11 protein-coding genes are annotated in these 14,964 nt (G+C 70.4%); 3 read left to right on the forward strand and 8 right to left on the reverse strand.

What is annotated here, in order from left to right; translation table 11 throughout:
• Window positions 1-9 precede the first annotated feature (9 nt).
• Window positions 10-2,328 (reverse strand): trimethylamine N-oxide demethylase, encoded by a 2,319-nt coding sequence (locus CSR00_RS16025; RefSeq protein WP_245906121.1) that lies wholly within the window; start codon window positions 2,326-2,328, stop codon window positions 10-12.
• Window positions 2,329-2,424: 96 nt separating this feature from the next.
• A complete protein-coding gene (locus CSR00_RS16030) occupies window positions 2,425-2,799 on the reverse strand; it encodes a cupin domain-containing protein (protein ID WP_099023408.1) in 375 nt (124 codons plus the stop codon).
• A 240-nt stretch (window positions 2,800-3,039) separates the two neighbouring features.
• Here CSR00_RS16030 and CSR00_RS16035 point away from each other — a divergent pair, with 240 nt between their 5' ends.
• Entirely contained in the window at window positions 3,040-3,642 is a 603-nt protein-coding gene (locus tag CSR00_RS16035; protein ID WP_099023409.1) for a YdcF family protein, read from the forward strand.
• 57 nt (window positions 3,643-3,699) lie between these two features.
• The gene (locus CSR00_RS16040) at window positions 3,700-5,316 is read left to right on the forward strand and encodes a class I adenylate-forming enzyme family protein (RefSeq protein ID WP_176562088.1); all 1,617 of its coding nucleotides are present in this window, start codon (window positions 3,700-3,702) and stop codon (window positions 5,314-5,316) included.
• A 21-nt stretch (window positions 5,317-5,337) separates the two neighbouring features.
• On the opposite strand, the gene CSR00_RS16045 is transcribed toward CSR00_RS16040, so the two are convergent.
• From CSR00_RS16045 to CSR00_RS16070, 6 genes are all read right to left on the reverse strand, one after another.
• Window positions 5,338-6,999, reverse strand: coding sequence for a hypothetical protein (locus CSR00_RS16045; protein WP_141564375.1), 1,662 nt, complete (start codon window positions 6,997-6,999; stop codon window positions 5,338-5,340).
• 159 nt (window positions 7,000-7,158) lie between these two features.
• The gene (locus CSR00_RS16050) at window positions 7,159-9,078 is read right to left on the reverse strand and encodes a fatty acyl-AMP ligase (protein WP_099023412.1); all 1,920 of its coding nucleotides are present in this window, start codon (window positions 9,076-9,078) and stop codon (window positions 7,159-7,161) included.
• A gap of 82 nt (window positions 9,079-9,160) precedes the next feature.
• Entirely contained in the window at window positions 9,161-9,799 is a 639-nt protein-coding gene (ripD, locus tag CSR00_RS16055) for an NlpC/P60 family peptidoglycan-binding protein RipD (protein WP_099023413.1), read from the reverse strand.
• 349 nt (window positions 9,800-10,148) lie between these two features.
• Window positions 10,149-10,904 (reverse strand): DUF899 domain-containing protein, encoded by a 756-nt coding sequence (locus tag CSR00_RS16060; RefSeq protein WP_099023451.1) that lies wholly within the window; start codon window positions 10,902-10,904, stop codon window positions 10,149-10,151.
• A 164-nt stretch (window positions 10,905-11,068) separates the two neighbouring features.
• The gene (gene tpx, locus CSR00_RS16065; RefSeq protein WP_099023414.1) at window positions 11,069-11,566 is read right to left on the reverse strand and encodes a thiol peroxidase; all 498 of its coding nucleotides are present in this window, start codon (window positions 11,564-11,566) and stop codon (window positions 11,069-11,071) included.
• 90 nt (window positions 11,567-11,656) lie between these two features.
• The gene (locus tag CSR00_RS16070; protein WP_099023452.1) at window positions 11,657-12,436 is read right to left on the reverse strand and encodes a hypothetical protein; all 780 of its coding nucleotides are present in this window, start codon (window positions 12,434-12,436) and stop codon (window positions 11,657-11,659) included.
• Between the two features lie 208 nt (window positions 12,437-12,644).
• Here CSR00_RS16070 and aceA point away from each other — a divergent pair, with 208 nt between their 5' ends.
• Complete coding sequence (gene aceA, locus CSR00_RS16075; RefSeq protein WP_099023415.1) at window positions 12,645-14,960, forward strand: isocitrate lyase ICL2; 2,316 nt, start codon at window positions 12,645-12,647, stop codon at window positions 14,958-14,960.
• The last annotated feature ends 4 nt before the right edge of the window (window positions 14,961-14,964 follow it).

Below are 14,964 nucleotides of genomic sequence, written 5' to 3' on the forward strand. Positions count from 1 at the left end.
TCGGCAGGGTCAGTTGGTGATAAGGGACAGGGACTTGTCGGGGTCGTAGAACGGGATGGAGACGACGGTGGCCGGGATCCGCTTGCGGTGACCGTCGAGTTTGCCCACCTCGACCTCGGTGCCGGGCTGGGCGTATTGGACCGCGATGCGGCACAACGCGATATTGGCGCGCAGCACGGGCGAGCGGGTGGCGCTGGTGACGACGCCGACCTGGGGCCTACCCACGTGCACGCAGTCACCGTGTGCGGCGGGCTCGTGACCATCGAGGCGCAGACCGACCAGCTTGCGCTGCGGATGAGCCCGGCGTTCCAGCAGCGCGTCGCGACCGACGAAGTCGTCGGCCTTGGTGCGCAGCGGGACGGTGAACCCGATCCCGGCTTCGAACGGGTCGGTCTGGTCGTCGAATTCGTGACCGGCGGCCACCAGCCCGGCCTCCACCCGCAGCATCTCCAGCGCCTCCAGCCCCAGCGGGCTGAGCCCGTGCGGCAGTCCGGCCTCCCACACCGCATCCCACAGCGCCTCCCCGTCGGACGGGTGCGCCCACAGCTCGTAGCCCAGCTCGCCGGTGTATCCGGTGCGCGAGACCACCACGGGTGCGCCGTCGGGTCCGCCGAGGCGACCGACGAGAAACCGGAACCAACCCAGGTCCCGCAACGTGGTTCGGCCCGGAGGCGTCCACACCAGGTCGGCGAGCAGGTCGCGGCTGGCCGGGCCCTGGACGGCGAGGTTGTGCAGCTGGTCGGTCGACTCCTTGATCCAGACCTGCTCGAGTCCCTGCCGCTGAGCCTGGCTGCGCAGCCACTCACCGTCGTTCGGGTCTCCCCCGACGAACCGGAAGTTGTCGTCGCCGAGCCGGAAGACGGTGCAGTCGTCGACGACTCCCCCGGTCGAGGTGCACATCGCCGAGTAGACGACCTGGCCCCGGGACAGCCGACGGATGTCTCGGGTCAGCGTTCCCTGCAGCAGCGTTTCGGCGTCGGGTCCCAGCACCTCGAACTTGCGCAGCGCCGAAAGGTCCATCACCGCGGCGCGTTCCCGGCAGGCCCAGTACTCCTGGTGCGGGCCCGCGTTGTCGAAACTGCCGGGCAGCCAGTAACCCTGATAGTCGACGAAGTCACGGGTCAGGGCGCCGGTACGCGATGCGAAGGCCGTCGTCTTGGTGAACACCGGTTCGGCGTCGGGGGTGTGCCGCCGGCCCATCGCCACGGAGAACCTCCTCGTCGAGTCGTACACGCGCACGTGAATATCGGTCGGCTGCCAGCCGTTGGCGGGATCGATGTCGTCGGGGCAGGCCGAGGAAGCGCACACCAGATCGGTGCCGGCGCGCAGGAGCACGTAGTCACCCGCCCGTGACCACGGCTCGTCCATGGTCAGTTGGTGCTGCGCGTCGAAGCCCGTGTTGTAGAACAGGTTCAGCGCCGGCCATCCCACGCGCGGGGCGACACCGTAGCGGGCCAGCCCGGCGTTGAAGTTGTCGGTGCAGTTGACGTGTCCCGGGTACCCCATGTCGGCGTAGTACTTGGCGGTGCAGGCCAGCGCGAAGGTGTCGTGACGACCCACGGTGTCGCGGACCACCTCCACCAGCGGCCGTGCGCGGGGATCGTAGAACTTCCCCGACAGCCCGGGCCGCGGGTAGGCGACGCCCAGCAGCGTCCGGGTGGTGGTGGCGTCGAGGCCGAACTCGGCACCGTCCTGCAGGGCCCGGCCGTCGAAGGCCAGAAAGTCCGAGCATTGCCTGCCCCGGACATCGATGATCTGAATGTACTGTCCCGCACGGACTTCGTAACCCGATGCGGTGCAGGCGTCGATCCGCAGATCCAGCAGCGGCTCGGCCAGCGGTTCGGGCGGCGCCGCGTCGGGGCCGGTGCGGTCCGCGCCGGCATGGGCGCGGTGGATCTCGACGAACAGATCCGACGGCGGATTCGGGTCGGCGCTGTCGGCCGGCATCGGTGCCGACGGCGCGGCCACCAGCACGACCGCGTCGTCGACGACGTCGAACCCGGCCCGCGCGCCCGGCCTGGAGGTGGGCCCGAACAACGCGGTGGCCCTGGCCTCGTCCTGCCCGATGCGGTGGGCCGCCAGCATGGAGAGGATGCGTCGTGCGGCGAAGCCGTGTTCATCGTCGCCGCACGCCAGCTTGCGCAGTACCGTCGCCGGAGCGTCGGGGCCGGCGGCGGTCAGGGCGCTCGGCGTCGCGGACAGCACCGTCAGCTCCGCGGACTGCCGGCCGAAGTGGTCGATGACCTCCAGCCGGTCGCCACCGTGCACCCGCACCGCCGTCACGGCCCCGGGATGGACCCGGTAGCGCTCGGGTGTCGCGGCCGTCACGGGCGGGACCCGCTGAACGCCAACGCAATCCCCGGTCCTTGCCCGGGCGGGCGGCGCTTCACCGGCGGCTCCGGGCCCGGCGCGGTGCCGGCGGTGTCACGGGGCGAACGTGCGGTGGCCGACGTAGAACGCCAGGGCGCGGTCGGGAGTCGAGAACAGGATCCTGGAGCCCTTCGGGAAGAAGATGGCGTCCTTGGCCCGGGCGATCATCACCTGGCCGGTGTCGGGGTTTTCCAGGCGGAACTCCCCCTCGAGCACGATCTTCATCTCGTCGTACTCGTAGTAGTAGTCCAGTGGGGCATCGGTGTGGTGCAGTTCGAAGTAGCCGGAGCACATCGGGGTGCCCTCCGGGTTGGCGTAGACATCGTCGATGTAGCCCTGGGTGCCCGGATACTGCTCCAACGGCATCTGCGGCAGCTGCTTCCAGAAGTCCGATGTCACCCGGAACATCGGTGTCGTGGTCTCCGTCATGGCCCTCCAAACGTGGTTACCTATGGTGAAACGATGTTAATTGGTGGGAACCAGTATTTGGTTTCCGTCGGATTAACCCCGGTAGCGAGCACGTATCGGATTGTGTGAGCACGGGATTCGCCGTCCGGCTGCGTGTCCGGCCGCGCGTCGGGTCTCGCCGCGGTAACAGCCGCCTCGTGCGAAACGACACACCACAAGTAACGTGGACATCATCAGCCTCAAAACGCGTGGAGGGCCTGCATGTCGAACCGATGGAAAGCCGCGGTCGTCTCCGCCGTCCTGGCCGTCGGTGTCGCCATGGGTGCGCTCTCGCCGACCGTCGCGCACGCGGCCCCGCCGAACGCACCCGCGGCCCCGCCCGCGGTGAAGGGCAAGGACTTCTCCAAGCCGGCCATCGTGATCCTCGGATACGGGCTCAAGCCCAACGGCACCATGCGACCGATCCTGCGTCGCCGTGTGCTCACCGGCCTGGCTGCCGCGCAGTTCTTCCCGGACTCGGTCATCATCGTCACCGGCGGTAACCCCCAGAACGGCAGGACCGAGGCGGGCCAGATGCAGAAGATGTTGCGGGTCCTGGGCTTCCCCGCCGACCGCATCCTCGTCGAGGACCACGCCAACAGCACGGTCCAGAACGCCCAGTTCTCGGTGCCGATGGCCGAGGCGGCCGATACCTCGGGCATCATCCTGGTGACCTCGACCACTCACCAGGGACGCGCCACCGACAACTTCGTCGACGCCGGGGCCAATCTGCTGTCCACGGTGAGCTACCCCGACGGCGACCCGAGCGTCAACGCCGCTCAGTTCGCCCGCGACGTCATCAGCCCGCTGGTGCAACTGAGCTGACATCCGCCGGGTGCGACCGCGCTCGCCGGTGCTCGTCAGGGATGATCGTCGTCAGGGATGATCACTGCTGTGACGCAACCGGCACTGACCGTCCCCGCCCTGCTGGAGCGCTGTGTGCGCGAGTTCGGCGGGCACACCTACGTGGTCAGCCCCACCGAGCGGCTCAGCTACGCGGAGGCCGACCGGCGCTCCGCGGCGCTGGCCCGCCGGCTGCTCGCGCACGGCGTCGGCAAGGGCACCCGCGTCGGGCTCTTCTTCGCCAACGGCGCCGAATGGGTGACCTGGTGGCTGGCGGTGACCAGGATCGGGGCCCTGGCCGTGCCGTTGAGCACGTTCTACACGGCGGCCGAGATCGCCAAGGTGACGCGGTTGGCCGATCTCGCGGTGCTGGCCGGCCCCGCCCGGGTGGTGGGCATCGACGTGGCCCAGCGGCTGGAGGCCGCGTTACCCGGCCTGGCGGGGCAGCGGGCTGGGCGTCTGGCACTGCCCGCCGCGCCGTATCTGCGATCCGTCGTGTTGACCGGAACCGTCGACCGCAGCTGGGCAGATCGTCTCGACGACACGACCGGCGCCGGGATGCCGCCGGAGATCCTGGCCGCCGCCGAGGCCGAGGTCTCCCCCGCCGATCTGGCGGTCATGGTGCACACCTCGGGGTCCACCGCCGACCCGAAGGGAGTACTGCACACCCACGGCACGCTGACCCGGCAGACCGCGGGATGGCCGAGCGCGATCCGGGCGGTCACCGGCGTGACCGGGCCACCCCGCGTTCTGTGTGCGATGCCGTTCTTCTGGATCGGCGGGCTGCTGGCGGTGATGGGCGCGCTGCACGAACCGATCACCCTGCTGGTGTTGCCGCGCCTCGACGCCGGCGCCGCCCTCGACCTGGCCGAGCGGGAACGGGCCACCGGCCTGGTGGGCTGGCCGGCATTCACCCGGCGGCTACGCGAACACCCGAGCTTCGAGGGCCGTGACCTGAGCAGTGCCCCCATGATGCGTCACGGTCCGCTCGACATCGCCATGACCGACGTTCCCGACGGATACCCCGTGCACCGCACCATGTCGGAGACCGCCGGCGGCTTCGGGCACACCGAACTGGCGATCGTCGATGCCGACGGTGAGCCGGTCCCGGCCGGCACCGTCGGCGAACTGTGGGTGCGCGGCATCGGCGTGATGGCCGGGTACAACAAGCGAGAACGGTGGGAGACCTTCGACCGCGACGGGTGGTATCACACCGGCGACCGGGTGTACCGCCGCGACGGCGACCCCCGACTGTTCTACGTCGGGCGCACCACCGAACTGATCAAGGCCGCCGGTGCCAACGTGTCACCGCTGGAGGTCGAGGCGGTCATCGAGGGGCTCGACGAGGTGGCCCAGTGTGTGGTGGTCGGGATCGAGGACCCGCATCGCGGCGAAGAGGTCTGCGCGGTGGTGGTGCCCGCCGGCAGGCACGCCGGCGGCAGCCATGTGAGCGGTGGCCATGTGAGCGACTTCGATGTGGAGGCGATCGCCGCGCGTACCCGCGAGCAGTTGTCCGGGTACAAGGTCCCGACCCGGTGGGTCGTCGTCACGGCCGAGCAGCTGCCGACCCTGTCCAGCGGCAAGTTCGACCGCAAGACCCTGCGCAGCCAGGTGGCCGAGGGCCGACTGCCCTCGGTGTCTGCCACCCGGCGCTGACCACCCGGGCGGCAGACACAGCTAGGCGACGCGGTCGATGATGCGCTCCGCCTCCGGGCGGGAGCGCCGCCGGGTCACGCGGGGGCCGAGCACGACGAGGGAATCCGACCTCACCACACCCAGCGGGCCCGGGCCGGCGAATCGGGCCAGCCCCGAGGTGCGCAGCGCCAGGCCGGCCTTGGCCTGGCGGTACCCGATCCGAACCCCGGCGGCACTGATGATCAGTAGGCCGCCCAGACCGGGAAGTGCCGCCGTGGCCAGCGTCCACAGCGACACCGGCAGCAGCAGGTCGTCGACGACCCGCTTGACCACACTCATCATCGACCCGGACGCGGGGTCGGCGGCCGGGATCAACGGAGCCTGCAGCCGCGGGGTCGACTGGCTCAGCCCGTAGGTCGCCAGTCCTCCGCCGGCGGCGAAGGTGGCGGCGTCGTCGGCCGCGGCCATCCGCGGCGCCGTCCACTCGGGCCCGGCCGTGGACACGGTGTCGGTCGCCGGGCCCGGCGCCAGGGCGGGGGGCAGGTGGGCCGGGGTGGCGGCGTTGGCGGCCACCGGGGTCGGAGGCGCGTCGCCGATGATCAGCGCGCCGCCGCCCAGGACGTAGAACACGTCGGCCGGTACCTGGGTGAGCTGCACGACGGAGTCCGACACGGAGGTCAGCACGTACTCCATCCCCGTGATGAAGTCGGTGATCGGTGTCTCCGAACCCGGCAGCGACAGCAGCAGCGGCGGGATCGACGCGACGGCGTTGCCGAGTGAGACGACTGCGCCGGTGAACTTCTCCAGCGGGTCGATGAGCGTGGCGTCGGTGTCGGCGTCACTGCCCGGGATGCTCGGGCCCGTCGCGGCCGTCTGCGGATCCGCCGCGCCGGCAGCGTCGGACACCGGCGCGATGCCCCCTGACGACCCCGGGTGGCCGGCATGCCCGGCCGCGGTCTCCGGGCGCGCCCAGTCGAGCCATGCCGGTCGGTGTGTCACCGCCTCGGTGGTCTCGCCGGCCGACACGGAGCCGGATTCCTCGCTGCTCTCCCCCGCCGGGTCCGCGGCGGCACCGGTCGCGCCGTCGAGTTCATCGCCGCTCGCCTCGTCGCCGGCACCGGCCGTGCCCTCGCCGGTGCCTGCGTCGGTGCCGGTGTCCTCGCCGTCGGCGGGCCCGCCCGCTCCGGTGGCCTCGTCGGTGCCGGATGCCTGCCCGGTTTCGCTGTCCGCGGCACCGGTCGCATCGGAGGCCTCGTCGGTATCGGCGTCGGAGGCCGAGTCGGTGTCGGTATCGGCGTCGGTGGCTGGGTCTGTCCCCGTGTCCGTCCCCGTGTCGGTGCCGGTCGTCGAGTCGGCGTCCTCGTCGGTGTCCTCGTCGCTGCCCGAGCGTGCGGTATCGGCCGTCTTGTCGCCGGTCTTCTCGCTCGCCTTCTCGGCGGCCCTCTCCCCGGCCTTTTCGCCGGCCCTCTCCCCGGCCTTTTCGATGGCACTGCGCACCGACCTCCGCAGCGAGTCCGAGAGGCCCGGTGACGAGCCGACCCGGCCGGTGGTCGATTTGGTGGTCGATGATCCCTGGCTCTGGCCGCCGGAACCGCTCGATCCGGTGCTGTCGGGGTCGGCCGCCGCGACACCCGCGCTGCCGACGAGCAGGCACGTCGAGAGCATGCAGGCACCAGCCGCGATGCGTGCGCGAGTCGTAGTCATCGTCTCCTCACCCGAGCTACGTGTCCCCGACGGTAGGACTGATTCTTGCACAGTCCGGAGGCCGGCAACCTGTATCCGAACCGCAGACCTCGGATCACGGATTCGGAGCAAACCCGTGGCACCGGGCAGGGGCGGTGGTCGCCGGGTCCTCGCCGCGCCTCAGGGCGCGGCCAGGCGTCCCTCGAGATACGCGGTGCGACCGGCCAGCCGCGCCAGCTTGCCGCTGGTGGTCCGGGGAATCGAACCCGCAGGTAGCAGTCGTACGTCGGCCACGGGCAGTCCGTGACGGGCGGACACCGCCGACCGGATCGCCTCGACCGCCGGCCGCGGGTCGGCACGCGCGGTTCCGGTCGCACGCTCGGCCAGGATCACCAGCTGCTCGGCGCTATCAGGAACCCCGTCCCCGGCGGGTCCGGTCGCCGGAACGGTGAACGCCGCGAGGTAGCCACGCCGCACCAGGGACGACGCCTCGGCCGCGGTGGTCTCGATGTCGTGCGGGTAGTGCAGCTCGCCGTCGACGACGATCAGGTCGGCCAGGCGGCCGGTGACATAGAGCTGCCCGGCCAGATAGACACCCAGGTCCCCGGTTCGCAGCCAGGCGGCCCCGGCGGGCACCCCGGTCCCGTGGCCGCCCCGCTCCAGCAGCGATGCCGGCCGCGCGCCGAAGGTCCGGCGGGTCTCCTCGGGGTGTCTCCAGTAGCCGCGGCCCACGTTGTTGCCGTGCAGCCAGATCTCACCCACCTCACCGTCGGGGATCTCACTATCGGTGTCGGGGTCGACGATGATCGCCCACTGGCTGCGCGCGACGTGCCCGCACGACACCTGGGCCACGGCACCGGGATCGTCGGCGTCGACTCGCACCGCCCGGCCCGCTGCCAGCGCCCGACGGTCCAGGTGCACAACCGAGGCCTCCGCGTCGGGATCGATGGTGGCGACGAACAGCGTCGCCTCGGCGATGCCGTAGGACGGCTTGATCGCGGTGCGCGCGAGGCCATGCGGTGCGAACGCGGCGTTGAATGCCTCGATGGCGGTGATGCTCACCGGTTCGGAACCGATGATCATCACCACGTTGGTCAGGTCGATGTGGGTCGGGTCGATACCCCGGTCGGCGGACGGGCGTCCACGCTGGGCGGCCCACTCGTAGGCGAAGTTGGGCGCCGCGGTCACCACCCGACCGTGGCGGGCCTCCGCCGAGAGCGCCTCGATCCAGCGTTGCGGGCGGCGGATGAAGGCGGTGGGAGCCATCAGCGTCGAATGTCCGCCGTAGACCGCCGGGAAGCCGATCATCGACAGCCCCATGTCGTGGTAGAGCGGTAGCCAACTGACGCCGTGGGTGTTTCGGTCCAGCAGGTCGATCGACAGGATCATCTGCAGCAGATTGGTGCCCACGGCGCGGTGGGTGATCTCGACACCGGCCGGGGGTCGGGTGGCGCCGGAGGTGTACTGCAGGTGGGAGATGTCGTCGACGTCGAGGGCCACCTCACTGAACTCCCTGCCGGCTTCGTCGGGGACCCGGTCGACGACGACGATCGGTGGGTGCCCGAGGTGGGGGTTCTTGTCGAGGAAGCCCTCGACGGCCGGCACGGCCGACTCTGTGCTGAGCAGGATCGATGGTTCGGCGTCGGCCAGTGCGGTCTCCAGCCGTTCGGCGTGACCGGGTAACTCGGGGGCGAACAGCGGCACCGCGATCATGCCCGCCTTGACCGCGGCGAAGAACCCGCAGACGTAGTCGAGGCCCTGCGGCGCCACGATCGCCACCCGTTCCCCGCGGGTGGCGATCCGCTGCAGGTGCGCACCGACGGCGCGCAGCCGCACGCCGAGCTGCTTCCAGGTCAGCTCGACGGAGTGCCCGTCGCCGGGACCGGTGAAGTCGAGGTAGCGGTAGGCCACCGTGTCGCCGACGGCGACCACATTGCGCTCGATCAGCGAGATCAGTGTGACGCCCGGAGGCAACACGATGCCGCCGTCGGCGTCCAGGCAGTCCTCGATCCGCAGTAAGCCCCTGGGGGCCAACAACTCCGGCTCGAGATCCGGCCTGGGATCCGGCTCGAGATCCGGCCTGGACGCACCGCCACCCATGGTGCCAAGTGTAGGCACCGACGCGGCCGTTGCGGTGACGCCGGGCCCGCCCCTGGCCCCGGTGTCGGGATCGGCCCCCGCCTCAGGCGATGATGCGCACCAGATACGGCGCCATGTTCTTGGTGCGCACCGGCGACACGGTGACCACCGGGTCGCCGGCCTCCAGCATCTGGCCGTTGCCCAGGAACATCGCCACGCTCTGGGTGCCCTCCGGGCCGAAGAAGATCAGGTCGCCGGGAAGTGCCTGCGACGGTAAGACTTTCTGGCCGACCTTGTACTGCTCGCCCGAGGACCGTGGCAGCTTCACCCCGGCGCCGGCGTAGGCGTAGACCATCAGCCCGGAGGCGTCGAACCCGACGACATCGGCTCCGGGGTCCTGAGCCGGCGACCCGACCTGCGCGGGCACCTGCGGGGCCGCGACCGGTGCGGGCACCTGCGGGGCGGGCACCAGCCCGGGGATGGTGGCGGCCTGGTCGAGCACCGGAAGTCCGTCCGCGGCGGGCTCGGGGGTGGTGGGCGGCTGCGGGATGCCGCGGGTCGGTCCCTCGGCATTGCCGCCGCCGTAGGTGAACGGCACACCGCGTTGGGACAGCCCGCGGGCGATCACCAGGTTGATGTACTGCTGGTTGGTCACCGGGCGGGTGAACATGTCGGCGTAGGCGAGCCCGGGGCTCACCAGCAGCAGCGCAAGACTCAGCGCGATAACACCGATGCGTCTCATGTGGGCTCTCCACCTTTCTCGGGACCGGGGCACGGCGGGCCGTGGCCGTCGGTGCGTCGTGCGCACGCCCGCGCGGCGGATCCATCCGGTGCCCGCCGGTGCCTGTTGCGCGGGCGCCGTCGTGGGGTGAGCCGGGCACACGCCGCCCGATTCACACCAGTCTCTGCTGTCACTTTTACACCACCGAAAGGACGCCGGCCGCCCGCGGAGACCCCGCGGGCGGCATTCTTTGTCGTACCGTGACCCAACGGTGATCGTGCTGCCCCCAGGGGCGCGAAGTGGCACCGTCCGCCGCCTTTCCGTCAGGGCCGCTTACGGTTTCGGCGGCGCGCCACGCGGTGCGGCGCGCTCAGGGGCGCGGCGGTCCGTAGCGTGCCGCGATGTCCGGCGAGTCCAGCCACCCCGAGTAGGTCGGCCGCGACGGCCACCCCGGTGGGGAGTCCAGCCACTCCTCCTGGCGTCCCCACGGCAGGATGTCGAGAAGCGCGAAGGAATAGCCCAGTTGCTCGGTGCCGCGGCCGTTGGTGTGCCAGGTGCGAAAGACCGCGTCGCCGTCGCGCAGGAACACGTTGACCGCGAAACCCCCACCGGGCGCGGCGTCCACGTCGGTGCCGAAGGCGCTTCCCGAACAGGAGTACCAGTCCATCCTGTTGCCGACCTTGTGGCGGTAGTCCAGCGCCTCCCCGATCGGGCCGTTGGTGACGATGACGAACCGGGCATCGTAGCTGTCCAGGAATCCCAGTCGGGTGAACTGCGAGGTGAATCCCGTGCAACCCCCGCACTGCCAGTCCGCGCCGTCGCTCCACATGTGGTGGTAGGTGATCAGCTGTGATCGGCCGGCGAACAGGTCGACCAACCGGAGCGGACCGTCCGGGCCGGTCAGGGTGTACTCGGGCATCCGCACCATCGGCAGGCGCCGGCGCTGCGCGGCGATCGCGTCGAGCTCGCGGGTGGCGGCCTTCTCCCGGCGCCGCAGATCGTCCAGGGCGTCGCGCCAGGTGTGCTCATCCACCACCGGGGGCAGAGCGGCCGGCTCCGGCGATGAGTCGGCGGCTGGGCGGATAGATGAGTGAGCAGGTGTGCGTTGCGGTGCGGGATCGGTCATGGCGGTCACTCCTTCGACGGGGCCCGGCTGGGTGTCGAAGGTACTGACCGCCGGCAGTTCCGAAAATCAGCGCCGAAAATCAGCGCCGAAGACCGAGCCCCGATCCCGGCGTGCGGCCCGCCGGTGGTGCACCCGGGCACCTCCGGCGGGCCGCACGTGTGCGCTCAGGACGACAGCGCTGCCAGCGCGGCGTCGTAGTCGGGCTCCTGGCCGATCTCGGGGACCAGCTCGGTGTAGGTCACGTTGCCGTCGGGTCCGATGACCACCACGGCGCGGCCCAGCAGCCCGGCCATCGGTCCGTCGGCGATGGTGATGCCGTAGTCCTGGCCGAAGCTGTCCCGGAAGGCCGAGGCGGTGGCGACGTTCTCGATGTCCTCTGCGCCACAGAACCGCTTCTGGGCGAACGGCAGATCGTTGGAGACGCACAGCACGGTTGCGCCGCTGCCGGCGGCGCGCTCGTTGAAGGTCCGCACGCTGGTCGCGCACACCGGGGTGTCGATGGAGGGAAAGATGTTCAGCAGCAACGACTTACCCTGGAAGGTGTCGCTGCCGACGGTGCCGAGGTCGGTTCCGGTGAGAGTGAAGGCGGGCGCCGGGGAGCCCACGGCGGGCAGCTCACCGACGGTGTTGATCGCATTTCCACGCAACGTTATCTGTGCCATGGATACATAGTCTGCCAAGGCCCGGCGCCGTCCGTGCGGCAGGGTGGCCGCGGCCGGCCCCGGCGCCGGCCGGGGCCGGGCGAGCGGTGCCTAACGGTGCCGCTCGCGCACCTTGTAGGTCGAGGGCCACGACAGCCGGGAGTCGTCGCCGACCAGCGGTATCCCCGCGCCGCCGACCTTGATGTCGTAGGCTTCCTGGCCGCTGCCGACCTCGCGGCCGGCGTGTTCGCGCGCCAGGTAGTACAACTCGTCGATGGAGGCCTCGCTGTAGGCCACGAAGGTCGTCTTGCGCACGGCGTCTCCGAACCCGGCGGTCATCCGGTCCGGCAGGATCATCGTCGCGAAGGCGCCCACCGCCCACACCGCCACCGGGATCAGCCAGTAGAACACGTAGGACAGGGGGGCATCCCCGGCGCGCACACTGGCGTTGCCGGAGACCACCGGCGGGATCATCGCCGAGATCGTCATGACCCCGAGAAGGCCCACCCACAACCAGCTCAGCCGTACGCTCATCGCCTCGAACAAATCGCTCTTGACCATCTCGGGCGGCCGGCCCGCCGCGGCGAACTCACGCACGAAGGGCTTGCCGCTGGCGGCGCCGACCAGGGCCGCCAGGAAGAGCCCGGCGATGCTCAGGGGCTGACTCCAGCGCTCCAGGAACCAGTCGCTGAGAGTGAGACTGAGCAGCGTCAGCACCGCGAAGGTCCCGACGGCTCCCACCCCCAGCGGCTGGTCGGTCGCTCCCCCGCGCCCGGTCGTCATCACCCCGATGGCGACCACCAGGGCCACCACGGCGGCGAGGGCGAACGGCACATTGGCGACGAGCAGCCAGTAGACGACCCACGGCGCGAATCCCAAGAGAATGCCCACGAGCGCCAGTGTATTGGTCACGGGTGTGGCCACGATCATGCGGCCGGGGTGAGTTGACCTGGATCACGTCGACCGGTGGGTATTGCGCCGCGGGTTGTCCCTGACCAAACGCCAACGGCCACTCAGCCCGGCGCCGTATTGTCGGTGGTGGGCAGGTCGGGCCCCGAAGAGCAGGGCCGGAACACCGCGCTGAACAGGAGGCAGGCAGATGGCCGCAGTCACGGTAGTCACCGAAGTCGGGGCCGACGAGCGGACCCAGACACCGTTCGAGCGGGATGTCGCCGCCACCCAGGCGTACTTCGACAGCTCCCGCTTCGACGGCATCGTCCGGCTCTACACGGCCCGGCAGGTCGTCGAGCAGCGTGGCACCATCGCCGTCGACCACACCGTGGCGCGTGAGGCCTCGGCGGCGTTCTATGCCCGTCTGCGCGAACTGTTCTCCGAGCACAGGAGCATCACCACCTTCGGCCCCTACTCGCCGGGGCAGGCGGTGGCCATGAAGCGGATCGGAATCGAGGGCATCTACCTCGGCGGATGGGCGACCTCGGCGAAGGGATCGATCAGCGAGGACCCCGGTCCCGATCTGGCGAGCTATCCGCTCAGCCAGGTGCCCGACGAGGCCGCCGGACTGGTGCGCGCGCTGCTGACCGCCGACCGCAACCAGGAGTACCTGCGCCAGCAGATGACCGACGCGCAGCGTGCGGCCACCCCGGCCTACGACTACCGACCGTTCATCATCGCCGATGCCGACACCGGCCACGGCGGTGATCCGCACGTGCGCAACCTGATTCGCCGCTTCGTCGAGGCCGGCGTGTCCGGGTACCACATCGAGGACCAGCGGCCCGGCACCAAGAAGTGCGGGCACCAGGGCGGCAAGGTGCTCGTGCCCTCCGACGAGCAGCTCAAGCGGCTCAACGCCGCCCGGTTCCAGCTCGACATCATGCGGGTGCCCGGCATCATCGTGGCGCGCACCGACGCCGAGGCGGCCAATCTGATCGACAGCCGCGCCGACGAACGGGACCAGCCCTTCCTGCTGGGTGCCACCAACCTCAAGGTGCCGCCGTACAAGGCGTGCTTCCTGGCGCTGGTGCGGCGCTTCTTCGACGCCGGGGTCAAGGAACTCAACGGGCACCTGCTCTACGACCTGCCCGACGGCGAGTACGCCGTCGCCGACGCCTGGCTGGAGCGGCAGGGACTCGCCTCGGCCGTCACGGAGTCCGCCGCCGCCTGGCTGGACGGGCACGGCGAATCGCTGGACACCATGTTCGACCGGGTCGAGTCGCAGTTCGTCGATGCCTGGCAGTCCGACGCCGGGCTGGACACCTACGGCGAAACAGTCGCCGAGCTGCTGGAGTTCCGCGAACGCGAGGGCGAGGCCGCGGGCATGAGCGCGGCCGACTGGCGCGCGTTCGCCGCGACCGCCTCGCTGTACGCCGCCCGGGAGAAGGCCCGCGAGCTCGGCGCCGACGCCGCGTGGGACTGCGAACGGGCCAAGACTCCCGAGGGCTACTACCAGGTGCGCGGCGGCATCCCGTATGCCATCGCCAAGTCACTGGCCGCCGCGCCGTTCGCGGATCTGCTGTGGATGGAGACCAAGACCGCCGACCTGGCCGACGCCAAGCAGTTCGCCGACGCGATCCACGCCGTCTACCCGGACAAGATGCTGGCCTACAACCTGTCCCCCTCGTTCAACTGGGACACCACCGGGATGAGCGACGAGGAGATGCGCCGCTTCCCCGAGGAACTCGGCAAGATGGGCTTCGTCTTCAACTTCATGACCTACGGCGGCCATCAGATCGACGGTGTGGCCGCCGAGGAGTTCGCCACCGCGCTGCGCCAGGACGGCATGCTGGCGCTGGCCCGGCTGCAACGCAAGATGCGCCTGGTCGAGTCGCCCTACCGCACTCCGCAGACGCTGGTCGGCGGCCCGCGCAGCGACGCCGCGCTGGCCGCGTCGTCCGGGCGCACCGCCACCACCAAGGCCATGGGCAAGGGCTCCACCCAGCACCAGCATCTGGTGCAGACCGAGGTGCCCAAGAAGCTGCTGGAGGACTGGCTGGCGCTGTGGGGCGAGCACTACCAGCTCGGCGAGCAGTTCCGGGTGCAGCTGCGTCCCCGCCGTGCCGGTGGCGAGGTGCTCGAACTCGGCATCTACGACAAGCACGACGGGACCGAGGAACTGCTGGCCAACGTGCTCGTGGATCCGATCAAGGACCGCCACGGACGCAGCATCCTGACGGTGCGTGACCAGAACACGTTCGCCGAGAAGCTGCGGCAGAAGCGGTTGATGACGCTGATCCACCTGTGGCTGATCAACCGGTTCAAGGCCGACGCCGTCTACTACGTCACCCCGACCGAGGACAACATCTATCAGACCGAGAAGATGAAATCGCACGGCATCTTCAGCGATGTCCACAAGGATGTCGGGGAGATCATCGTCGCCGACGTCAACCACGACCGGATCGACGAGCTGCTCGCCGCCGACGGCGCGGCGCTGGCCAAGCTGATCCGCAAGCAGGACTGAGCGT

This window comes from Mycolicibacterium palauense, assembly GCF_002592005.1.
Lineage (GTDB): Bacteria > Actinomycetota > Actinomycetes > Mycobacteriales > Mycobacteriaceae > Mycobacterium > Mycobacterium palauense.